The sequence below is a fragment of the Methylosinus sp. C49 genome (assembly GCF_009936375.1).
Lineage (GTDB): Bacteria > Pseudomonadota > Alphaproteobacteria > Rhizobiales > Beijerinckiaceae > Methylosinus.
This window is the reverse complement of record NZ_AP022332.1, coordinates 1,069,553-1,089,672: the sequence shown is the minus strand read 5'-3', so window position 1 is coordinate 1,089,672 and position 20,120 is coordinate 1,069,553. Positions and strand designations below refer to the sequence as shown.

General features: G+C 65.0%; 21 protein-coding genes. 12 read left to right on the top strand and 9 right to left on the bottom strand.

Features of this window, described 5'->3' with window-relative positions:
- The first annotated feature begins 31 nt into the window (after positions 1–31).
- The gene (locus GYH34_RS05090) at positions 32–466 is read left to right on the top strand and encodes a heme-binding protein (RefSeq protein WP_036292728.1); all 435 of its coding nucleotides are present in this window, start codon (positions 32–34) and stop codon (positions 464–466) included.
- Here GYH34_RS05090 and GYH34_RS05085 read toward each other — a convergent pair.
- Entirely contained in the window at positions 432–1,061 is a 630-nt protein-coding gene (locus GYH34_RS05085) for a GDSL-type esterase/lipase family protein (protein WP_161912640.1), read from the bottom strand. The two genes, GYH34_RS05090 and GYH34_RS05085, sit on opposite strands and share 35 nt — an antisense overlap.
- The gene (locus GYH34_RS05080) at positions 1,058–1,771 is read right to left on the bottom strand and encodes an RNA pseudouridine synthase (RefSeq protein WP_161912639.1); all 714 of its coding nucleotides are present in this window, start codon (positions 1,769–1,771) and stop codon (positions 1,058–1,060) included. The genes GYH34_RS05085 and GYH34_RS05080 overlap by 4 nt, the downstream gene beginning before the upstream one ends.
- Before the next feature lie 132 nt (positions 1,772–1,903).
- On the opposite strand from GYH34_RS05080, the gene GYH34_RS05075 reads away from it, so the two are divergent.
- Entirely contained in the window at positions 1,904–2,086 is a 183-nt protein-coding gene (locus GYH34_RS05075; RefSeq protein ID WP_036292732.1) for a hypothetical protein, read from the top strand.
- Positions 2,087–2,150: 64 nt separating this feature from the next.
- Here the strand turns inward: GYH34_RS05075 and GYH34_RS05070 are convergent, their stop codons facing one another.
- The gene (locus tag GYH34_RS05070) at positions 2,151–3,269 is read right to left on the bottom strand and encodes a HupE/UreJ family protein (RefSeq protein ID WP_161912638.1); all 1,119 of its coding nucleotides are present in this window, start codon (positions 3,267–3,269) and stop codon (positions 2,151–2,153) included.
- A 174-nt stretch (positions 3,270–3,443) separates the two neighbouring features.
- On the opposite strand from GYH34_RS05070, the gene nikR reads away from it, so the two are divergent.
- From nikR to GYH34_RS05055, 3 genes are all read left to right on the top strand, one after another.
- Positions 3,444–3,902 (top strand): nickel-responsive transcriptional regulator NikR, encoded by a 459-nt coding sequence (gene nikR, locus GYH34_RS05065; protein WP_161912637.1) that lies wholly within the window; start codon positions 3,444–3,446, stop codon positions 3,900–3,902.
- Between the two features lie 104 nt (positions 3,903–4,006).
- Positions 4,007–6,280 carry a TonB-dependent receptor gene (locus GYH34_RS05060; protein ID WP_161912636.1) on the top strand — a complete coding sequence of 758 codons (2,274 nt, stop codon included), beginning with the start codon at positions 4,007–4,009 and terminating at the stop codon, positions 6,278–6,280.
- A 158-nt stretch (positions 6,281–6,438) separates the two neighbouring features.
- Entirely contained in the window at positions 6,439–7,632 is a 1,194-nt protein-coding gene (locus GYH34_RS05055; RefSeq protein ID WP_161912635.1) for a DUF2235 domain-containing protein, read from the top strand.
- 6 nt (positions 7,633–7,638) lie between these two features.
- Here GYH34_RS05055 and GYH34_RS05050 read toward each other — a convergent pair whose 3' ends face one another.
- Together GYH34_RS05050 and GYH34_RS05045 are read right to left on the bottom strand one after the other, a co-directional pair.
- The gene (locus GYH34_RS05050) at positions 7,639–7,842 is read right to left on the bottom strand and encodes a BrnA antitoxin family protein (RefSeq protein WP_244635277.1); all 204 of its coding nucleotides are present in this window, start codon (positions 7,840–7,842) and stop codon (positions 7,639–7,641) included.
- 58 nt (positions 7,843–7,900) lie between these two features.
- Positions 7,901–8,191: a BrnT family toxin gene (locus tag GYH34_RS05045; RefSeq protein WP_161912633.1), complete on the bottom strand. Its 291-nt coding sequence runs from the start codon at positions 8,189–8,191 to the stop codon at positions 7,901–7,903.
- Positions 8,192–8,359: 168 nt separating this feature from the next.
- On the opposite strand from GYH34_RS05045, the gene dnaG reads away from it, so the two are divergent.
- The 7 genes from dnaG to GYH34_RS05010 all read left to right on the top strand — a co-directional run bounded on the left by dnaG (position 8,360) and on the right by GYH34_RS05010 (position 15,914).
- The gene (gene dnaG, locus GYH34_RS05040) at positions 8,360–10,273 is read left to right on the top strand and encodes a DNA primase (RefSeq protein ID WP_161912632.1); all 1,914 of its coding nucleotides are present in this window, start codon (positions 8,360–8,362) and stop codon (positions 10,271–10,273) included.
- Positions 10,274–10,513: 240 nt separating this feature from the next.
- Positions 10,514–12,520: an RNA polymerase sigma factor RpoD gene (gene rpoD / locus GYH34_RS05035; RefSeq protein WP_161912631.1), complete on the top strand. Its 2,007-nt coding sequence runs from the start codon at positions 10,514–10,516 to the stop codon at positions 12,518–12,520.
- Positions 12,521–12,530: 10 nt separating this feature from the next.
- On the top strand, positions 12,531–12,797 hold the full coding sequence (locus tag GYH34_RS05030; RefSeq protein WP_161912630.1) for a DUF4160 domain-containing protein: 267 nt from the start codon (positions 12,531–12,533) through the stop codon (positions 12,795–12,797).
- Positions 12,778–13,059, top strand: coding sequence for a DUF2442 domain-containing protein (locus GYH34_RS05025; RefSeq protein WP_197745448.1), 282 nt, complete (start codon positions 12,778–12,780; stop codon positions 13,057–13,059). Before GYH34_RS05030 ends, GYH34_RS05025 begins: the two co-directional genes overlap by 20 nt.
- Positions 13,060–13,102: 43 nt before the next feature.
- On the top strand, positions 13,103–14,881 hold the full coding sequence (locus GYH34_RS05020) for an N-6 DNA methylase (protein WP_161912629.1): 1,779 nt from the start codon (positions 13,103–13,105) through the stop codon (positions 14,879–14,881).
- Between the two features lie 39 nt (positions 14,882–14,920).
- Positions 14,921–15,538 carry a Uma2 family endonuclease gene (locus GYH34_RS05015; RefSeq protein ID WP_161914893.1) on the top strand — a complete coding sequence of 206 codons (618 nt, stop codon included), beginning with the start codon at positions 14,921–14,923 and terminating at the stop codon, positions 15,536–15,538.
- A 4-nt stretch (positions 15,539–15,542) separates the two neighbouring features.
- On the top strand, positions 15,543–15,914 hold the full coding sequence (locus GYH34_RS05010) for a DUF983 domain-containing protein (RefSeq protein ID WP_161912628.1): 372 nt from the start codon (positions 15,543–15,545) through the stop codon (positions 15,912–15,914).
- Positions 15,915–15,922: 8 nt separating this feature from the next.
- Here GYH34_RS05010 and GYH34_RS05005 read toward each other — a convergent pair whose 3' ends face one another.
- The 4 genes from GYH34_RS05005 to xoxF5 form a co-directional block, all read right to left on the bottom strand.
- Positions 15,923–16,477, bottom strand: a complete 555-nt coding sequence (locus tag GYH34_RS05005) for a PQQ-dependent catabolism-associated CXXCW motif protein (RefSeq protein ID WP_161912627.1) — start codon at positions 16,475–16,477, stop codon at positions 15,923–15,925.
- The gene (locus tag GYH34_RS05000) at positions 16,474–17,370 is read right to left on the bottom strand and encodes a substrate-binding domain-containing protein (protein ID WP_244635276.1); all 897 of its coding nucleotides are present in this window, start codon (positions 17,368–17,370) and stop codon (positions 16,474–16,476) included. The genes GYH34_RS05005 and GYH34_RS05000 overlap by 4 nt, the downstream gene beginning before the upstream one ends.
- Positions 17,371–17,429: 59 nt before the next feature.
- Entirely contained in the window at positions 17,430–17,909 is a 480-nt protein-coding gene (locus GYH34_RS04995; protein WP_161914892.1) for a c-type cytochrome, methanol metabolism-related, read from the bottom strand.
- Positions 17,910–18,044: 135 nt separating this feature from the next.
- Positions 18,045–19,877 carry a lanthanide-dependent methanol dehydrogenase XoxF5 gene (gene xoxF5 / locus GYH34_RS04990; RefSeq protein WP_161912625.1) on the bottom strand — a complete coding sequence of 611 codons (1,833 nt, stop codon included), beginning with the start codon at positions 19,875–19,877 and terminating at the stop codon, positions 18,045–18,047.
- Positions 19,878–20,120: the final 243 nt, after the last annotated feature.

Sequence of the window (20,120 nt, the reverse complement as noted above, 5' to 3'; positions counted from 1 at the left end):
TCGCAGCGTCGCGCGACGAGGAGAGCCCCCGATGCATGTCAATATCGCCGCGGCGGAAGCCGCCATCACCGCCGCACGCAAGCGCGCCGCCGAGCTGGGCACGAAAATGTGCATCGCCGTCGTCGATTCCGGCGCCGATCTGAAAGCCTTTTATCGCATGGACGACGCCTGGGTCGGCAGCATCGACATTGCGATCAAGAAGGCGAAGACGGCCGTCTTCTTCGGCATGCCGACGGGCGAGATCGGCAAGCTGTCGCAGCCGGGCGGTCCGCTCTTCGGCATAGAGCATTCCAATGACGGGCTCATCACATTCCCCGGCGGACTGCCCATCGTCGACGAAGATGGCGTGCTGGTCGGCGCCATAGGCGTCAGCGGCAGCTCGGTGGAGAATGACCACGCCGTCGCGCAGGCCGGCGTCGCCGTCGTCGGCGTCAGCGATCTGCCGGCGCATCCTTGGCGGACGTGAGCGCGCCATCGAGCCAATCGCGCCATTGCGGCGCGGCGCCGATGAAATCGGCCAGCGCCGCATAGCCGCCGCTATTGGGGTGGGCGCCGTCGCCGGCGGCCGCCTCCTGCAAAAGCACGCCGCAACGCGCGGAGAAGCCGCGCATCTCGATATAGGGAATTTGCAGCTCGGCGCAGAGCTTTTGCAATTGCGGGCACAGGTGATCGATGCGCGCGGCGCCGGGCAGAAACGGCCCGACCATCAATACGGGCGCGAGCGTCGCGGCCTCGCGCAGCATTTGCTCCGCGTGAACTAGCGTCTCCTCGAGCGGCACGCGCGCACGGCCCGCTTCCTCCTCCACGCAATCATTGGCGCCGAAGGAAAACAGCAAACGCGCGTCGGCGCCCGCCGGCAGACGGCGGCGCGCCTCCTCGCGCCAGCGCGCGGCGATATCGGCGCTGGTGTCGCGGCGGACGCCGAGATTATAGGCGGTGACGTCCCGCCCGCCCCGGCGCGCACGCGAGACGAGCCGGCCCACCCAGCCGAGACCATCGTCGTCGCCGGTTCCATTGACGAAGCTGTCGCCGAAAAAACAGATGCGAACCGGCGTGGTCATTCCGCCTCCGCGCGCCATCCGCAGAGCGCCAGCGCTTCGCGCATATGCGCGGGCGCCGGGGCGCGCACGACGATGCGCTCCTTGTTCTCGCGCATCGGAATGTCGATCTCGCGCGCGTGAAGATGCAGCGGCGGCGCGCCATCGCGCTTGCCATGGCCATAGACGGGATCGCCGAGCATGGGCCAGCCCATGGCCTGGCAATGAACGCGCAGCTGATGCGTGCGGCCGGTCTGCGGCTTCAGCTCGAGGAAGGCGAGATCATTGCCCTGCGCGTCGCGAGCGCGGCCCAGCACGCGCCAATCCGTCTGCGCCGGCTGGCCCAGCGGATCGGGACGCATCCACCAGCCGCGCGTCGAATCGAGCCGGCCGAGCGCCATGTCGATATGGCCCTCCTCCGCGGAAGGCGCGCCTTCGACGATCGCCCAATAGGTCTTTTTGATGCGCCCGTCGTGAAACAGTCTGCCGAGCCGCTCCAGCGCCTTGCGGTGGCGGCCCAGCACGAGGCAGCCGGAGGTGTCGCGATCGAGCCGATGCGCGAGCGCCGGCGCGCGCGGCAGGCCGAAGCGCAGCGCGTCGAAATGGTCCTCCAGATTCTCGCCGCCCTTGGGGCCGCGATGCACGGGCAGGCCGGCGGGCTTGTCGACGACGAGCATCAGCCCATCCCGATAGAGGAGGCGCGAGACGAGATCATCCGGTGTCATGGGCGTCATCCTAATCGAATCGGCGATTTCGCGTGAGGCTTCCGCGGCCCGCCCTTGCCGCCGTGTGGCGCGCGCTAGCTAGAGACATGCGGAGCCAGCCCTGCGTCCGAGGGCCAGCGAGAGAGAACAACGGAGAGAACCATGGCCGAAGAAGACCAAGTCGACCGCCTGATGACGCGGAACGCTTATATTTTCGCGGGGGTCGGAGCCGTGCTCGGCGCCGTGATGGGCGCCGGCGTCGTCGGCTTTCCCGCCGCGATCGGGACGGTGATCATCGGCGCGCTGCTCGGCGGCATTCTCGGGTCCTTCATCGTCACCAAATGACCCGGGCGAGCGACGCCACTTGGACGGAGCGCGGCTGCGCGAAGCCGCCGCGCTCCCGCCGCGCTCAGGCCGAATGGCCGAGATGCGCGAGGATGAAATCCAGCGCGCCGACGCGCTCCAGCAGCCAATAGGCGCCGACGAGAGCAATCACGCCCGACAGCGCGTAGACGAGCCGCGGGCTGCGCTTGCCGCCGGTCTGCTTGTCGATGAAGAGCAGCGCCGGCACGAAGACCAGCACGATCGCCACTTGTCCGAGCTCGACGCCTATGTTGAAGGAGGCGAGCGCCGGCAGCACGGCGTTCGCCGGCACACCGAGCTCCTTCAAGCTACTGGCGAAGCCGAAGCCATGGATGAAGCCGAAGAGAAACGTGTCGCGCCAGCGCCCGTCGACGCGGCGCGAGACGAAATTCTCGACCGCGACATAGATGATAGAAGCGGCGATCGCCGCCTCCACCCATTGCGACGGCAGCGTCACAATATCGAGCGCCGCCAGCGACAGCGTGATCGAATGGGAAACGGTGAAGGCGGTGACGATCTTCACCACCGGCCAGACGCGCGTCGCCCATAGAAGAATGGCAATCAGAAAGCAGACATGATCGTAGCCGGTGAGAATATGCTCGACGCCGGCCTGCACGAATTTCCACATCAGCTGCCAGACCGTTTCCAGCGGCTTCGACAGATCGAGCGGCGGATCGGCGGGATAGAGCATGGTCTCGCCGGCGTTGTCGCCGGTCAGGGTGACGAGATGCTTGGCCCTGGAGCCGGCGGCGCCGAGCAGCTCCTTTGCGTCGTAGAAAATCTGGCCGGGAACGCTGGAGCAATCGAGCTTCAGCTTCACCAGCGCGCTGTCCGCATTGGTGGGATCCTCTCCGGCGTAATCCACGCGGCCGGCGCAGGCGTGTCCCTCGGCGTCATGCATGGAGACGCGGCGCTGAACGAGCTTGCCGATCTGCGTCTCCAGCACGCCCGGCTGCGACAGCTCGACGCCGGCGCGCTCCGCCATGGTCTGCGAGAAAATGCGCTCGAGATCGGTCGCCAGAAAGCCGACGTCGACCTGATAGGAACGATCCTTCTCGGGCGTGATCTTGGCGGTGGAAATATCCGCCGTATGGGCGAAGGTCGGCGCAATCGATGCGAGCAATGCGGCGACGACGATCGGCAGGCATTTCGACGACCAGCTCATTTTCGAAGGACTCCGGGCAAGCCTGAAGGGCGGGGCCGCGACAATGCCCGACGCCACGAAAATGGACAAGACCGCGCCGCGCCGGCGGCGCGCGATTGCGGGACCGCGCCCGGACGGGTAAAAAACAAGGAGATGCGGCCCGGACTGGACAGCCGCGCGGGGGGAGCGTCCGATATGCAGCGTGTCACCATGACCATCGACGATGATCTCATGGCCGCTCTCGACCAGTATATGGAGGCCGGCGGGCATCAAAATCGGTCCGAGGCGGTGCGCGATCTGGTGCGCGCCGGCCTGCTGAAAAAGCCCAAGGTCGACGACCGCGACCGCCCTTGCATCGGCGCGCTCGTCTATCTCTACGATCACGAGACCCGGCAATTGTCGAAGCGGCTGATGCACGACCATCACAGCCACGCCGACCTCTCCATCGCCGCACTGCATGTGCATGTCGACGCCGAGACCTGCCTCGAGGTCTCGCTGCTGCGCGGCCCCAAATCCGAGGTGGAGCATTTCGCGCAGCATGTGATCGGCGAGCGCGGCGTGCGATATGGCCAGCTCGTCGTCGCCCCGGCCGAGGCGCATTCGCCGGAGGGCGCCTCCACGCAAAAGCCCCACCACGGCCACAGCCACGCTTGAGGCTGTGACACAAATGCAACGCTGCGGGTAAATCCGTAAGCGGGTCGTTGCCACGGCCGCGCTCGTATGATCTGATAATAAAAAAATCATACGAGGGGGCGGAGATGATTGGCCGGCGAATTGGCGAAGTTTCGGCATTGGCCCTGGCGGTCGCCCTTTTCGGCGGCGGCGCCATCGCCCAGGAGGCTCTCCCGGACATAGACGTCGGCGCGCCGATCGCAGCCGGGACGCCGGCGGCGGCGGCGGCGCGCGCGGAAGACGCGCAAAAGGCGAAGGTGCGGGTCGAGGCGGCCAGCGAGACCGTCTTCAGCGGCCAGCAGGTCAACGCCGTTCCCTTCGCGCGGCCGGGCGAGGCGCTCGAGATCGTCCCCGGCCTCTCGGTCACGCAGCACAGCGGCGAGGGCAAGGCGAACCAATATTTTCTGCGCGGCTTCCAGCTCGACCACGGCACCGATTTCTCGCTGACGCTCGACGGAATGCCGATCAATATGCGCACCCATGGCCACGGCCAGGGCTATGCGGACGCCAATTTCCTGATCCCGGAGCTGCTCTCCTCCGTCGTCGGCCGCAAAGGCCCCTATTACGCCGACAAGGGCGATTTCTCCTCGGCCGGCTCGGTCGATATGCAATATATCGACAAGCTCGACCGCGGCTTCTTCCGGGCGACGGGCGGCAGCTTCGCCTATGGCCGCCTGCTCGGCGCCAAGAGCTTCGAGGTGAATGGCGGCAATCTGCTCACCGCCATCGAATCGAGCATCTATAACGGCCCGTGGACGCGGCCGGACGAGATGCGCAAGATCAATTCGGTGCTGCGCTGGTCGCGCGGCACCCAGGAGGACGGCGTCTCCATCACCGCAATGGCCTACGCCAACCGCTGGTTCTCCACCGACCAGATCCCCTCGCGCGCCGTCTATGGCGGGATCATGCCGCTCTGGGGCAATGTCGACAGCACGGACGGCGGCGACGCCTCGCGCTTCAGCCTCTCGGCGCGCTGGAGCCAGACGGAAGGCGCGCATTCCTCGCGCGTGGAAGCCTACGCCATCCGCTCGACGCTCGATCTCTACAATAATTTCACCTATTTCCTGTCGCATCCCGACATCGGCGACCAGTTCCGCCAATTCGACCGGCGCACCGTGCTCGGCGTCAACGCGCAGCACGCCTATAAATACGAGCTCGCCGGCCTGCCGATCGAGTCGCGCATCGGCCTCGAGAGCCGCTACGACAATATTCGTCTCGGCCTCCAGGACAGCTGGCGGCGCCAGCCCTATGACACGATCACCAACAGCCATGTGGCGGAAGGCAGCGTGAGCCTTTGGACCGACACCACGGTTCGCTTCACGCCTTGGCTGCGCGCCACAGGCGGCGTGCGCTTCGACTATTTCGCCGCCAGCGTCGGCAGCCTGCAAGATCCGCTCTCCGCGCCCAAGGACGAGAATGGCGCTCCGATCTGGACCGGCCCTTGGAACAGCGGCTCCAAATCGGCGACGATGGGCAGCCCGAAGGTCGGCGTCGTTATCGGCCCCTTCGAGCAGACCGAGCTCTTCCTCAATTTCGGCGAAGGGCTGCATTCGACCGACGTGCGCGGAACCGTGACCCGGCTGAGCCCGGCCGACGGCTCCAACGTGGCGACCATTCCCCTGCTGGTGAAGCAGCGCGGCGCCGAGATCGGCGTGCGGACCACGCGCCTGCTGGAAGGGCTCGAATCCTCGGTCGCCTTCTGGTGGCTGAACAATGATTCGGAGAATCAGTTCGAGGGCGATTCCGGCAGCACGGCCTTCGGCCGGCCGAGCCGGCGCTATGGCGTCGAGATCATCAACCATTACACGCCCGCCTCCTGGCTGCGCATGGAGGGCAGCGTGTCGCTGTCTCATGCGCGCTTCCGCGGCGTCGACCAGCAGCAGGCGCTGGCCTGGATCGATCTCCTCTCGCCCGATGCGATCGGCTACGGAACCTATGTCGGCAACGCCCCGGGCAATTACATTCCCGACTCGCCCAACATCGTCGCCATGGGCCAGATCGAGGTGGGCGAGACGACCGGCCCCTTCGCGGCGCTGCGCTATCGCTATCTCGGCGAGCGCCCGCTGACCGAGGACGGCGCCTTCAAATCGCCGGCGACCGGAACGCTCAATCTGCGCGCCGGCTATCGCTTCGACAATGGCTGGAGCATTCAGGCCGACGCTTTCAACGTCACCAATTCGCGCTCCGACATGATAACCTATGGCTATGGATCGTTGATCCCCTCCGATCCGCTCTATGGCCTGTGCAAGGCGGGCGTCGCGCCGAGCAATGTCTGCTCGGTCGGCGTGATGGGCCGACATTTCAAGCCGATGGAGCCGCCGGCCGTGCGCGTGTCGATCACCGGCCCGCTGCCCTTCTGAGCTCTGGTCGCATCAGTTTCGCGCACCGATCTGGCGCCCCGCGGAAAGCTCGGCTAGGCTGAGCGTTTCGCTGGGCGGCTTTTTGCGCGCCACGGCGATTCCTTTCTGCGGCGCGTGATTTTTTCGACGGCGCCGAACTCTTTGCGAAAGAGACGATTATGACCGCGACCAAGCCCAACAAGAAGCTCGTGATCTTTTGCGACGGCACGTGGAACGAGCCGACCAAGCGCGGCACCAATGTCGTGCGAATGCTGCAGGCCACTGATTTTCTCGACGCCGACGACAATCCGCAGCTCACCCATTACATCGCCGGAGTCGGCACGCGCAAAGACGAGAAGGTCATCGGCGGCGCATTCGGCTTCGGCATCTCCGACAATATCAAGGACGCCTACGCCTTCATCGTCAGCAATTACGAGCCGGGCGACGACATCTATCTCTTCGGCTTCAGCCGCGGCGCCTATACGGCGCGCAGCATCGCCGGGCTCATTCACAATCTCGGCGTGCTGAAGCGCTGGAATCTGCCGCTCGTCTCCATCGCCTATGACCATTACAAGGACAGGGCCGCGGAGTGGCGCCCGGGCGGCGCCTCCGCGCAGACATTCCGCGCCGAGAATTGCCATCCCTATCCGACCAAGATCAAATTCCTCGGCGTGTGGGACACGGTCGGCGCGCTCGGCGCGCCCTATGGCGAAATTCTCGGCCGGCTCATCGACAAATTCTTCCACACGAGCTTTCACGATGTGACGCTGAGCACGAGCGTCGATTCCGCCTATCACGCGCTGGCGGCGGACGAGCGTCGCTGGCCCTTCCGGCCGACGCCGATCGCGCTCACCGACTATCATCGGGAGCGCAATGCGAAAAACATCGCCGAGCGCGGCTTTCCCTTCTACACCGAGCGCTGGTTTCCGGGCGTGCACTCCAATGTCGGCGGCGGCTATGAGGAGCACGGCCTCTCCGACTATGCGCTGGTGTGGATGGCCGAGCGCGCCGCGGAGAATGGCCTGAAGCTTTTGAACTTCGCCAATGTGAAGCTCTCCTTCACCCGGCCCTTCGGCCCCAATCCGGCCGAGAAGATTCAGAACAGCCAGACATTCCTCTATCGTCTGGCGACCGTGCTGCTCGTGAAGCTGCCGGCGACGCTCGGCCTGCCCTCCGTCTATCCGCTCGACGATCAGCGCCTCGCCAAATTTGTGACCTGGAGCGGCGATTACATTCGCCCCATCGATTCCAGCGAGGATTTCGCCCCCGTGCGAGAGAAAGCGGAGATCGACCCCGCCTATCGGCCGAAGCAGCTGGCCGCTCTCCCCAGCGTGAAGGAGCCGGAGGAGGAGAAAGTGCGCGAGCCGGCGTGAGGAGGCTCAGCGCCGCCGCTCTCTCACATAGCCGCGCAGGACGGCGTTGATGCGCCGCTGATAGCCAGGACCTTCCTTCTTGAAGAAGTCGATGAGGTCCTGGTCCAGCCGGATGGAGATCGCCTGCTTTTTCGGCGGAACGACGACCTCGGCCTTGCTCCAGTCGATCGGCTCGAATTCCGCCCAATCGGGATCGCTCGCGATCGCCACATCGATTTCGGCGTCCGATTTTTCCGGCAAAGGAAACGACCGCGCTCCGACATCTCTGTCATCGCGCTTCGCCGATATGCGCGTAGTACGCTTCTCGCTCATAGCTCCTTGCCATTCTCGCCGAAATCAACCGCTTTCGGCCGCTCCTCTCGGTGTACACGACCGCGACCACTCGTCCTGCAACCTCACCGACAGCCAACCACCGCACCTCGGTCGGGCGATCGGATGAAATCGTCACATAGGGCGCCTCGAATAGCTCGAGCACGTCCATGAAGGATATCCCGTGCTTTTCTAGATTTGCCTCACTCTTGCGCGAATCCCACTCGAAATCTCCGAAAAAGGCGTCCATCCTCGCACATATCCGTGCCGCGTTTCATAGCAAGATATATATAATCGTATATACAAATGCCAACATCAAGCTCCGGTCGTCACGAAATGTGTTTTGGGTGGATATTTCGCGGTTTCTCCTCGTTTCCGGCGGCGACCGTGATAGCTGAAGGCAAAGTCACGAGAGCCAATGCGATACCCTCCCTCCTTCCTCGATGAAATTCGCGCCCGCGTGCCGGTCTCGGCAGTGGTGTCGAAGAAGGTCAAGCTCAAGAAGGAGGGGCGCGAGTGGCGCGGGCTTTCCCCCTTTCAGGCGGAGAAGACGCCCTCCTTCTATGTCAATGACCAGAAGGGCTTCTACAAGGACTTCTCCTCCGGCAAGCATGGCGACGGCTTCACCTTTCTGATGGAGACCGAGGGCCTCACCTTCCCCGAGGCGGTCGAGCGGCTCGCCGGCATGGCCGGCCTGCCCATGCCGGTGGAGACCAAAGAGGCGCAGGAGGCGGAGCAGCGCCGCGGCTCTCTGACCGAGGTGCTGGAATGGGCGGCGCAATTCTTCGAGAAGCAGCTGCGCGGCCCGGCCGGCGCCGAGGCGCGCGCCTATCTCGCCCGCCGCGAGCTCGGGGAAAAGGAGCAGGCGCAGTTTCGTCTGGGCTTCGGGCCGCAAGATCGCTTCACATTGCGCGACCATCTCGCCGGCAAGGGCGCGAGCGTCGAAACGATGATCGAGGCCGGCCTGCTCATCCATGGCGAGGACATCGCCGTCCCCTACGACCGTTTCCGCAATCGGATCATGTTTCCGATCGCGGACCGCTCCGGCCGCGTCATCGCCTTTGGCGGGCGGGCGATGGAGAAGGACGCCAAGGCCAAATATCTCAACTCGCCGGAGACGCCGCTCTTCCACAAGGGCGCGACGCTCTACAATCTGCATAACGCCCGCAAGGCGGCGCATGAGGCGGGAAACATCATCGCCGTCGAGGGCTATGTCGACGTCATCGCCATGACCGCGGCCGGCTTTCCGCAGACGGTGGCGCCGCTGGGCACGGCGCTGACGGCCGAGCAATGCGGCCTGCTGTGGAACCACGCCGAGGAGCCCATTCTCTGCTTCGACGGCGACAAGGCCGGCCGCGCCGCCGCCTTTCGCGCGATCGACACGGCTCTGCCGCTGATCGGCCCCGGCCGCAGCCTGCGCTTCGTGCTGCTGCCGGACGGGCAGGATCCGGACGAGCTCTTGCGCGCCGCCGGCCCTTCCGCCTTGGCCGCGGCCGTGGCGGCGGCGCGCCCGCTGGTCGATCTGATATGGGCGCGGGAGACGGAGGGCGTCCCGCTCGACACGCCCGAGCGGCGCGCCGCGCTCGAGCGCCGCCTCGCCGAGCTCGGCCGCGCCATCGCCGACGAGACTTTGCGCCGGCATTATCAGAAAGAATTTTCCGACCGCTGCGATTCGCTGTTCGGCCGCACGCGCGGCCAATTTCAGCGCCGGCCGGAGGCCCGCCGTCCGGGCGGACCGCAGCGCTTTCGCCGTGATCTCGAGCCCACGCGCGGTCCGCTGACCATAGGCGCGGCCCTCGCCAATTCCCCGCTCTATCGTGGCACGACGCCGGCCATCGCGCCGCGCGAGGCGCTCATTTTGCTGATTCTCTTGAATCACCCGGAGCTGCTGGCCGCCCATCTCGAGGCGGTGACGGCGCTCGATTTCGCCTCGGCGGACGGCGAGAGGCTGCGCGCCGTGCTGGTGCGGAGCCTCGCCGACGGGGCCGCCGGCCGCGAAGAATTCGCTCGCGCCGCCGCCGCCGCCGGGCTAGAAGCATTTTGCGAGAAATTGACTGGAATGGGCGCCCATGCGACGCTGTGGAGCGTGCGCGCCGAGGCGGCCCCGGCCGACGCCGCCGAAAGCCTGCGCCAAGCTCTCGTCTTGCAACATCGCGTGCGCGCATTAGATAAAGAGCTGCGGAAAATCGAGGCGAGGTTGGCGATCGCGCCCAACGAGCAAGACTCCGCGCGATTAAGCGATATTCAGGCGCAATTGAACGCGCTCGATGGAACCGAAGCCGCTCTCGACGGGTTCGGTTCACAATCGGGCCGTTCGGCGAGAAGCCTTTGACCGACAAGCCGATCGGACGACGAGCAAAAGCTCTACCGATTTGGTTAGGCGAAAGTTAAGCCCTGGCCGCGACTGTGGGCTCGGGCGAATCGGTAGGGTCCTCTGCGGGGTCCGCCGTCTTGTCATGCGGTCGACGCTGTGGTTTTTCGTTAAAATGCGGCGAGCGGAAAAGTGAACGATCCCGGCATGGCGCAGCCTTCGGCTCGGGAAGGCGGCGTGGGGTGGGGCTTGGAGCGAAGAATGGCGAAAAAAGACGACGAGAAAGTCGAAAACGAGGGCGCGGTGGCGGTGGAAACCGCCGACGGTCCTCTGCTCGACCTCAACGACGCCGCCGTCAAGCGGATGATCAAGCTCGCCAAGAAGCGCGGCTTCGTCACTTATACCGAGCTGAACGCCGTTCTGCCGTCCGAGGAAGTGTCCTCCGACCAGATCGAGGACGTCTACGCCATGCTGCAGGAGATGGGCATCACCGTCTCCGAGGGCGACGATCCCGACGACGCCGAGGGCGAGGAGCAGCAGGAGGAGGAGGAGGCCGAGGGCGGCGAGGTCGTCGAATCGGCGCGCTCCACCGCCGTCGCGACGCGCAGCTCCGAGCCCGCCGACCGCACCGACGATCCTGTCCGCATGTATCTGCGCGAGATGGGCTCGGTCGAGCTGCTGTCGCGCGAGGGCGAGATCGCCATCGCCAAGCGCATCGAGGCCGGCCGCGAGGCGATGATCGCCGGTCTCTGCGAGAGCCCGCTGACCTTCCAGGCCATCATCATCTGGCGCGAGGAGCTGGAGGCCGGCAAGGTTCTGCTGCGCGACATCATCGATCTCGAGGCCACCTACGCCGGCCCCGAGGGCAAGAACGCCAAGCCGCCGGTCACGCCGTCCGATCTCGCGCCCGCCACCGCGCCGCGCTCGCCGCCGGCTGCGCTCGGCGAAGCCGGCGCGCCGCCGGAGGAGGCTTTCGAGGAAGAGGACGACCTCGAGAATTCTGTCTCGCTCTCCGCAATGGAGACCGAGCTGAAGCCCAAGGTGCTGGAGACTTTCGCCCGCGTCGCCGATGCGTACAAGAAGCTGCGCCGGCTGCAGGATCAGAATGTCGAGAACAAGCTCAAGAACGAGACGCTGACCCCGGCGCAGGACCGCAAATACAAGCAGCTCAAGAAGGAGATCGTCACCGATGTGAAGTCTCTCTCCTTGAACCAGAACCGTATCGAGGCGCTGGTCGAGCAGCTCTACGACATCAACAAGCGCCTGATCGGCTATGAGACCAAGCTGCTGCGCCTCGCCGATGCGCAGGGCGTCGCACGCGAGGACTTCATCGACAAGTTCCAGGGCTCGGAGCTCGATCCGAAATGGATCATGCGCGTCTCCAAGCTCGGCTCGCGCGGCTGGAAGGAATTCGTCGCCAACGAAAAGGACCGGATCAAGGAGCTGCGCGGCGAGATTCACGCGCTCGCCACCGAGACGGGCCTCGAGATCGCCGAGTTCCGCAAGATCGTCCATATGGTTCAAAAGGGCGAGCGCGAGGCCCGGCAGGCGAAGAAGGAAATGGTCGAGGCCAATCTGCGCCTCGTGATCTCCATCGCCAAGAAATACACCAATCGCGGCCTGCAGTTCCTGGACCTCATCCAGGAAGGCAATATCGGCCTGATGAAGGCGGTCGATAAGTTCGAATATCGCCGCGGCTATAAGTTCTCGACCTACGCCACCTGGTGGATTCGGCAGGCGATCACGCGCTCCATCGCGGATCAGGCGCGCACGATCCGCATTCCGGTGCATATGATCGAGACGATCAACAAGATCGTGCGCACCTCGCGCCAGATGCTGCACGAGATCGGCCGCGAGCCGACGCCGGAGGAATTGTCCGAGAAGCTCGCCATGCCGCTCGAAAAAGTGCGCAAGGTGCTGAAGATCGCCAAGGAGCCGATCAGCCTGGAGACGCCGATCGGCGACGAGGAGGATTCGCATCTCGGCGATTTCATCGAGGACAAGAACGCCGTTCTGCCGATCGAGGCGGCGATCCAGTCCAACCTCCGCGAGACGACGACCCGCGTGCTGGCCTCGCTCACCCCGCGTGAGGAGCGCGTGCTGCGCATGCGCTTCGGCATCGGCATGAACACCGACCACACGCTCGAGGAAGTCGGCCAGCAATTCTCGGTGACGCGCGAGCGCATTCGCCAGATCGAGGCGAAGGCGCTGAGGAAGCTGAAGCATCCGAGCCGATCGAGGAAGCTGCGGAGCTTCCTGGACAATTGAGCTATTGGCGATGCCGACGATCGCTTCGTTCTACGGCATCGCCATTCGGATGTACCTCAAAGATCATGCTCCGCCGCATTTCCATGCGATCTATCGCGACCACGAAGCGCAAGTCGCCATAGGAACCGGGGATATATTGAAAGGCGAATTACCCTCGACGGCCTTGCGGCTCGTCCGGGAGTGGGCGAAACTCAATGGAGAGGCGCTCGAGGCGAACTGGCGTCGCCGCGAGACGGGCCTGCCTTTGGAGCAGATCGATGGGCTCGATGCTGAATAAGGTCGTTCAGATCGCGGCAGTCGGCCATTACTGCATCGCCGTCCGTTTCCAGGACGGCGCCTCGGGCCTTCACGACTGCTCCTCGCTCCTTCGGGAGGAAGGACCGATGGCGATTCCGTTTCGTGATCCCGAATTTTTTGCGAAGGTCCGGCTCGAAAACGGCGCGCCGACATGGCCGAACGGCTACGATATGTGCCCGGATTGGCTGCGGATGGAAATGGAAGCCGTCGGCGAATTGTCGGGACCGCTCGCGGCGGAGTAATCCGTCGCCGCTGTAAGCGACAACAGTCGGCGCATTCGCATTCATGGATGAACCAGTCTCCCGAGGACGGCTTTCCGAAGGACGCAAGCGCCGCGGCGTCGTCTACACGCCGGCTCCCATCGCCCGTTTTCTCGTCTACCGCACCATTGCGCTGTCGCTCGACGAGCGCCGCGCCGCTCTCCTCGCGCGGCATGGCGGATGCGAGACGCCCGCCTTCTGGCGCGCATGGCTCGACTCTCTGCGGTCCTTCAAAATCATAGACCCCGCCTGTGGCGATGGCGCGCTTCTCGACGCGGCCTTCGACGAGATGGCGCGACGCTATGAGGAGATTGCGCTCGGCGCGATGATCGCGCTCGATGCGGCGCGCGAGACGATCGCCAATAATCTCTTCGGCGTGGACATAGATGCGCGCGCGGTGGAAGCCGCCCGCTGCGCGCTTTGGAGCCGATGCGAGCAGATCGCCGCGCCGGGCGAGCCAAACCGTCCTCACGACAATTTGCGCGCCGGCGACAGCCTCATCGACGATATTGCGGCGCCCGGCGGCTTCGATGTCGTCATCGGCAATCCGCCCTATGTGCGGATGGAATATCTCAAAGCGGCGAAGCCCTATCTCGCGAAACATTACGCCGTCGCCGCGGAGCGCGCCGATCTCTACGCCTATTTCTTCGAGAAGGGCGTGCGATTGCTGAGAGAGGGCGGACGACTGGGCTTCATCTCCTCGTCGAGCTTCTTTCGCACCGGCGCCGGCGAGAGCTTGCGCCGCTTCCTCACGGCCAATGCGATGATCGAGAGCGTCGTCGATTTCGGCGATTTGCGCGTCTTCGACGATGTCGTCACCTATCCGGCGATCGTGACGCTGAGGAAGAGCGCCGAGCGCGACGATCTCTCCTTTCTGCTGTTGAAGGATCGCGCGCCGAAGGACCTCGAGGCGGAGTTTGCAGAGAATGCGCGGCCCATGCCGCAGGCGCGGCTCGGGACAGCCTTCTGGCGCTTCGAGGAGGAGGCGCTCGCGCGTCTGCGCGACACGATCGCGCAAGGGCGCAAGACGCTGCGCGAGGTCTATGGATCGCCGCTCTGGGGGATCAAGACGGGGCTCAACGACGCTTTCGTCATCGACGGCGCGACGCGCGACGCGCTCGTCGCCGCCGATCCGCGCAGCGCCGAGATTGTGAAGCGCTATTGTCGCGGCGCGCAGATCGGCCGCTGGCGCAGGGCGAGCGAGGACTGGCTCGTCGATGCGCCGAAAGGCGCTTTCGACATCGCCGAATATCCGGCCGTGGAGGCGTGGCTCGCGCCGCTGCGCGAACGGCTGGAGCGCCGCGCCACGCGACAAAAATGGTTCGAGCTGCAGCAGGCGCAGCTCGCCTATCGCCCTGGATTCGCGGCGCCGAAGATCGTCTTTCCAGACATTTCGCAAGGGCCGAAATTCGCGCTCGACGATAGCGGCGGCCTCATCGACGCGACCTGTTTCTGCCTGCCCTGCGCCGATCTCGCGCTGCTCGCCTATCTCAATTCGCGGCTCTGCTGGTTCGTGCTACATTCCGTGTCCAATCCGCTGCGGGGCGGCAAATGGCGACTGCGACTGAAAGCGCAATATTTGGAGCCGCTGCCGCTGCCCGATCTCGCCTCCCCTGTCGCAGAACGGCTCGCGGCGCTGGCGCGCGCGAATTGCGTCGCAGCGGCCGAGCGCGACGCGGCCGGGCGCCGCGCCGCCGAGATCGAGAGCCGGGAAAGGGAGATCGATGCGTTGATCTATGATCTCTTCGGCCTGTCGGCGGCGGAGGCGGAATTGCTGGAGGCCTCGCTCGCCGGGCAATATTGAAAGGCGAAATCCCGCACGGATTGCGCTATATTGCGCCGCATGAACCCGCATCTGCGCCCGATCGGCCTTCCGCTCGAGACTCAGGCCGCCGAGGGACTCCCCCGGCGCTGCTGGAGCGTGGCGGAAATCGAGGAGATGCTGCGCGCCGGCATCATCGATGACGACGAGCGGTTCGAGCTGATCGGCGGGGAGGTCGTGCCGATGTCGCCCAAGGGGGCCCGACACGAATGGGTGAAGGGCGAAGTCAATCGTTTCCTCCAAAAGGCGGCGCCTGCCCATTTGACCATTATCCCGGAGACCACGCTGCGCCTCGACGCGCGCACTTTCGTCGAGCCGGATTTCTGCGTTTTTCCGCGCGATCTGCCGCTCGCCGCCCTCGATGGGCCGGCGGTGCTGCTGGCGATCGAGATCGCCGATTCGAGCCTCGCCTATGACAAGGGTCGCAAGATCGGCGTCTATGCGGCTTTCGGCGTGCGCGAGGTCTGGGTCGTCGACGCCGTACGGGCCGTGACCTTCGTTCATCGCCGGCTGGGCGCTGCGGGCTATGCCGAAATCGTCGAGCTCGCCGGCGCGGCGCGCCTCGAGCCCATGCTCGCGCCCGAGCTCTCCTTCAGCCTCGCCGAGCTCGGCGTGACGCCCGGGGCGGAAAAGCAGTGATCCCATGACGCCGACGACGATCGCACGGCCATCGACGACGACCGCGCTGCTGCGCGGCTTCCTGCGCAAATGCCCGCGCTGTGGGAATGGCGCGCTCTTCGACGGCTATCTGAAACGCGCGGACGCCTGCCCGCATTGCGCGGAGAGCTTCATCGGCGTCGACGCCGACGACGGGCCGGCCTGGCTCACCATCGGCGTCGTCGCTCATATCATCGTTCCACTGCTGATCTTTCTGGAAACACGCGGAACGCTGTCCTATGGCGCAGAGGCGGCGCTGGTGCTGTCCGCGACCATCGTCTCCACCCTGCTGCTGCTGCCTCTCTGCAAGGGATTCTTCATCGCGGCGGTGTGGCGGCTGTCGAACAAAACGGACTGACGCGCAGCTCAGCGGTCGTCACGCGGCTCCGCGTCGCGGGGCTCCAGCGGATGGCCGGCGGCGGCCCAGCCATCCGTGCCCTGCGAGAACCAGGACACGTCGGAATAGCCGAGCGCGAGCGCGCGCTTGGCGGCGTTCCACGACATCCAGCAATCGGCGAGACAGTAGAAGACCAGCGGGCGACTCTTGTCTTTCACGGTCACGCGCGCAAGGCCGCTTTCGAAGTAGCGGAGCGAGGCCTCCGGCAATTCGCCATAGCCGGTCTCGGGAAGCCAGACGCTGCCCGGAATGTCGAAACGCGGCTTGTCGCGCCACACCGCGCCGGGCGGCAGGCCGGCGGGCCTGGGCGGGCGCGGCAGCACATCGATGAAGACAGCGGCTTTGTCACGCCACAGGGCGAAGGCCTGCTGCGTGTCGATCACGCGGGCGCCGCGCAGTGTGGCGGGCACGGCGGCGCGAAAATCGGAGAGGCGATAGCCCTCCGGTTCGGGAACCGTCTCTGCAGCGGCGGACGAGGCGACGAGAAAGGCGAGGCCGAGCGCGGCGCCGAGCCGACGCCTCATGGCGTGGACGCAGTGGGAGCGGGCGTGATCGGCGCGTCGGATTCGTCGATCAGCGGCACGCCGAAATCCGCGAGCAATTTGTCGATCTCGCCCTGATTTTGCGCGATGATGCGATTGAGCTCGCGCTTCCATTCCTGATCGGAATGGCGAACGCCCATAGCGATGCGAAAGCTCATGCGCGCCCCCTTGTCCCCGCTGAGCAGGGCCAGCTTCAGCCGGCCGCCGGACTTTTTCACATGATAGCCGGCGAATGGCCCCCAGAGAATAGCGACATCGATCGCGCCGCTCTCGAGATCGCGGATCATATCGGCGCCGGGCGCGTCGACGCGAGTGTCGACGACGAGCGGATAGGGCTTCACCTCCGCGAGCAGCCGATAGCGGGCCAGAAGATTGCCGGGCGGCGTGTTGGCGACGAGGCCGATACGCTTGTTCTGGGCGAGGCGCGGATCGGCGAGCGACGTCAGCCCCTCGAGATCGGAGCCGGCGCGATAGACCACCGCATAGGAAGTCCGATAATAGGGATTGGTGGGCTGAACGAGATCGTCGCCCTGCGGCATTCCCATCACCACATCGCACAAATGCGCATTGAGCGTGTTGCGGATGAAGCCGGTCGCGCCGGGATAATAGGAATAGGCGACATCCTTGCCGAGCTTCTTGGCCAGGAACTCCGCGAGCTTATTCTCGAATCCCTCTCCGGCGCTGTTGGAAAAGGGAAGATTGCTCGGATCGGCGCAGACGCGCAGGACCTTGGGGTCGATCAGCTCGATCGAGCCGCGCGCGTCATCGACTGCGCCCCGAGGACGCGCCACGAGACCGGGCGATTGAGACTGCGCCGGGGCTGTCGCGAGCAAGCCCGCGACAGCGACCAGAGAAAATGTGAGACGACGCGACATGACGAGCCCTCGGCCGGTTCCGCCGCCAGCCGGCGCGCGAGGCCTCGACTGACGCTCGATCACTTAGCGCTCATGCACTTCGCTTCGGCCTCGGTGAAGGCCGCGGGCTTCTCCGCCTTCTTCTCGGGACGGCCACGGCCGACCGCCTCGGTCGAGCGGGCGCGGAGATAGATGTAGAGGTCGTCGATATAGCACATGGCGTTCTTATTGTCGGCGAAAGCCGGCATGACGCTGTCATTGCCCGCCTGCTTATTCTCGCGGCCGCCGACGACAATGCCGTAGAACTCCTCGTAATTGAAGTTCTTGACCGAATTCTTCAGCGCCGGGGCATAGGTCGAGCCTTCGGCGTTGGGGCCGTGGCAGACGTGGCATTCGGCATGATAGCGGCGATAGCCGGAGAAAGTGTACCAATCGACAGTGCCGTCCGCCTGAACCTTATAGGTCGGCTTGCCCTGCGCGTCGAACCACTTGCCGTCCACTTCCTTGACCGCGGTCGGGTCTCCCGGCGCTTCGGCGCGCACGGTCGTTCCAACACCCATGAAGACGCTCAGGGCGAGTGCCCCGACGAGCGGCAGTCTCATTACGCCATCCTCCAGCAGTTTCCATCCACACAAACAAGGCGCTCGGCGCGCGCCAGGAGCGTTCGCCGAGCGCTGATCTTTTTATTGGCCGTATCAGTTCGCCGGAGCGACGATCGGCAGAGCGTAGTCGGGCAGCGAGAAGACGGTCAGCACGCCGCCGAGAGCGGTGTAGTCGGACAGCGCCTTATAGCCGCCGACCGCGCCGAGGCCTTCATTGCTCTTGGACAGGCCGGCCGCGAGGCCGATGCCGGCCCAGCCGCCGACGCCGGACAGAACCGCGACATACTGCTTGCCCTTGTGCTCATAGGTCATCACATTGCCGATGATGCCCGACGGAGTCTTGTACTTGTAGAGCTCCTTGCCGGTCTTGACGTCGACGGCCTTCAGATAGCCCTCGAGCGTGCCGTAGAAGGCGAGACCGCCGGAGGTCGTGACCGTGCCGGACCAGACCGAGAACTGCTCCTTGTTGGACCAGACGATCTTGCCGACGCGAGCGTCCCAGGCAATGAAATTGCCCATGTTGGACTCGCCGGGCGGCGGGAACATCTCCAGCGTCGCGCCGACATAGGGCTGACCCGCGGTGTAGCTGACGCGGAAGGGCTCATAGTCCATGCAGACGTGGTTGGTCGGGACGTAGAACAGGCCGGTGTCCGGGTTGAAGGACGCGGGCTGCATGTCCTTGGAGCCGAGAGCCGCCGGGCAGACGCCCTTGGTGTTGACGTCCTCGCCATTCTGCTGCGTCGAATATTTCGAGACGACGAGCGGACGGCCATAGGTCGGCGAGCTCTTGTCCATATCGACCTTGGACGCCCAATTGACGGCCGGGTCATACTTCTCGGCGACGAGCAGCTCGCCGGTGACGCGATCGAGCGTGTAGCCGAAGCCGTTACGATCGAAGTGGACGGCGGTCTTGCGCGGCTGACCATTGATGGTCTGATCGGCGAGGATCACCTCGTTGATGCCGTCATAGTCCCATTCGTCATGGGGGGTCATCTGATAGACCCATTTGGCGACGCCGGTGTTGAGATCGCGCGCCCACAGGGTCATGGACCAGCGATTGTCGCCCGGACGCTGCGACGGGTTCCAGGTGGAGGGGTTGCCGGAACCGTAGTAGATGAGGTTCAGCTCGGGGTCATAGGAATACCAGCCCCAGGTGGTGCCGCCGCCGATCTGCCACTGATCGCCTTCCCAAGTCTTCAGAGACGAATCCTTGCCGACCGGCTTGCCGAGGAAGGTGGTCTTCTCGGGGTCGAGCAGAACCTCGGAGTCCGGGCCTTCCGAATAGCCGCGCCACGCCAGGCTGCCGTCCTTGACATTATAGGCGGTGATGCTGCCGCGCACGCCGAACTCGCCGCCGGCGATGCCGACGAGGACCTTGTCCTTGAAGACGTGCGGAGCGGCGGTCGAGGTGGCGCCCTTGGACGGATCGCCGTTCTTCACCGACCAGACGAGCTTGCCGCTCTTGGCGTCGAGAGCGACGAGGGTGGTGTCGGCCTGGGCCAGGAAGATCTTGCCGTCGCCATAGGCGAGACCGCGATTGACCGTGTCGCAGCACATGACCGGAACGACGCTCGGATCCTGCTTGGGCTCATACTTCCAGAGGATCTTGCCTTCGTTGTTGAGATCGAGGGCGTAGACGATGTTGGGGAACGGCGTATGAAGATACATCACGTCGCCGATAACGAGCGGCGCGCCTTCGTGGCCGCGCAGCACGCCGGTCGAGAAGCTCCAAGCGGGAGCCAGCTTGCCGACGTTCTCGGTGGTGATCTGCTTCAGCTTCGAATGACGCAGATTGGCGTAGTCGCCCGTCGGCAACGCCCACTGCTTCGGGTTCTTCTGGAGATCGAGCAGCTCGTCGGCGCTCGCCGCGCCGGCCCCGAGCAGCGCGAGGATCCCCACCGAAGTCGACAACAACAGCTTATGCATGAGCTTTTCCTCCTGACGACATCACCGTGCAAAAGGCCCGGCCACGCCGCCGACATCGCGCCTTTCCGACGCCCTAGGCTTTGGGAAGCCGTTTCCCCGTTTTTTTGCCACGTCGATCGAGCGGAAACGCCGCGCCCGCAGCTCCGCCCCTATCTCCGTCGAGATGCTCTCCGGTTCCCGGCCGGAAAGCCTCTTTTAGGTCGGAAACGGCGGGATAATATGTCGCACAGAATTGAAGCGCAA

Excerpts from the sequence above, each read along its gene's own strand:
- GYH34_RS05090 (WP_036292728.1), top strand. The coding sequence starts at position 32 with ATGCATGTCAATATCGCCGCGGCGGAAGCCGCCATCACCGCCGCACGC.
- GYH34_RS05085 (WP_161912640.1), bottom strand. The coding sequence starts at position 1,061 with ATGACCACGCCGGTTCGCATCTGTTTTTTCGGCGACAGCTTCGTCAAT.
- GYH34_RS05080 (WP_161912639.1), bottom strand. The coding sequence starts at position 1,771 with ATGACGCCCATGACACCGGATGATCTCGTCTCGCGCCTCCTCTATCGG.
- GYH34_RS05075 (WP_036292732.1), top strand. The coding sequence starts at position 1,904 with ATGGCCGAAGAAGACCAAGTCGACCGCCTGATGACGCGGAACGCTTAT.
- GYH34_RS05070 (WP_161912638.1), bottom strand. The coding sequence starts at position 3,269 with ATGAGCTGGTCGTCGAAATGCCTGCCGATCGTCGTCGCCGCATTGCTC.
- nikR (WP_161912637.1), top strand. The coding sequence starts at position 3,444 with ATGCAGCGTGTCACCATGACCATCGACGATGATCTCATGGCCGCTCTC.
- GYH34_RS05060 (WP_161912636.1), top strand. The coding sequence starts at position 4,007 with ATGATTGGCCGGCGAATTGGCGAAGTTTCGGCATTGGCCCTGGCGGTC.
- GYH34_RS05055 (WP_161912635.1), top strand. The coding sequence starts at position 6,439 with ATGACCGCGACCAAGCCCAACAAGAAGCTCGTGATCTTTTGCGACGGC.
- GYH34_RS05045 (WP_161912633.1), bottom strand. The coding sequence starts at position 8,191 with ATGGACGCCTTTTTCGGAGATTTCGAGTGGGATTCGCGCAAGAGTGAG.
- dnaG (WP_161912632.1), top strand. The coding sequence starts at position 8,360 with ATGCGATACCCTCCCTCCTTCCTCGATGAAATTCGCGCCCGCGTGCCG.
- rpoD (WP_161912631.1), top strand. The coding sequence starts at position 10,514 with ATGGCGAAAAAAGACGACGAGAAAGTCGAAAACGAGGGCGCGGTGGCG.
- GYH34_RS05030 (WP_161912630.1), top strand. The coding sequence starts at position 12,531 with ATGCCGACGATCGCTTCGTTCTACGGCATCGCCATTCGGATGTACCTC.
- GYH34_RS05025 (WP_197745448.1), top strand. The coding sequence starts at position 12,778 with ATGGGCTCGATGCTGAATAAGGTCGTTCAGATCGCGGCAGTCGGCCAT.
- GYH34_RS05020 (WP_161912629.1), top strand. The coding sequence starts at position 13,103 with ATGGATGAACCAGTCTCCCGAGGACGGCTTTCCGAAGGACGCAAGCGC.
- GYH34_RS05015 (WP_161914893.1), top strand. The coding sequence starts at position 14,921 with ATGAACCCGCATCTGCGCCCGATCGGCCTTCCGCTCGAGACTCAGGCC.
- GYH34_RS05010 (WP_161912628.1), top strand. The coding sequence starts at position 15,543 with ATGACGCCGACGACGATCGCACGGCCATCGACGACGACCGCGCTGCTG.
- GYH34_RS05005 (WP_161912627.1), bottom strand. The coding sequence starts at position 16,477 with ATGAGGCGTCGGCTCGGCGCCGCGCTCGGCCTCGCCTTTCTCGTCGCC.
- GYH34_RS05000 (WP_244635276.1), bottom strand. The coding sequence starts at position 17,370 with ATGTCGCGTCGTCTCACATTTTCTCTGGTCGCTGTCGCGGGCTTGCTC.
- GYH34_RS04995 (WP_161914892.1), bottom strand. The coding sequence starts at position 17,909 with ATGGGTGTTGGAACGACCGTGCGCGCCGAAGCGCCGGGAGACCCGACC.
- xoxF5 (WP_161912625.1), bottom strand. The coding sequence starts at position 19,877 with ATGCATAAGCTGTTGTTGTCGACTTCGGTGGGGATCCTCGCGCTGCTC.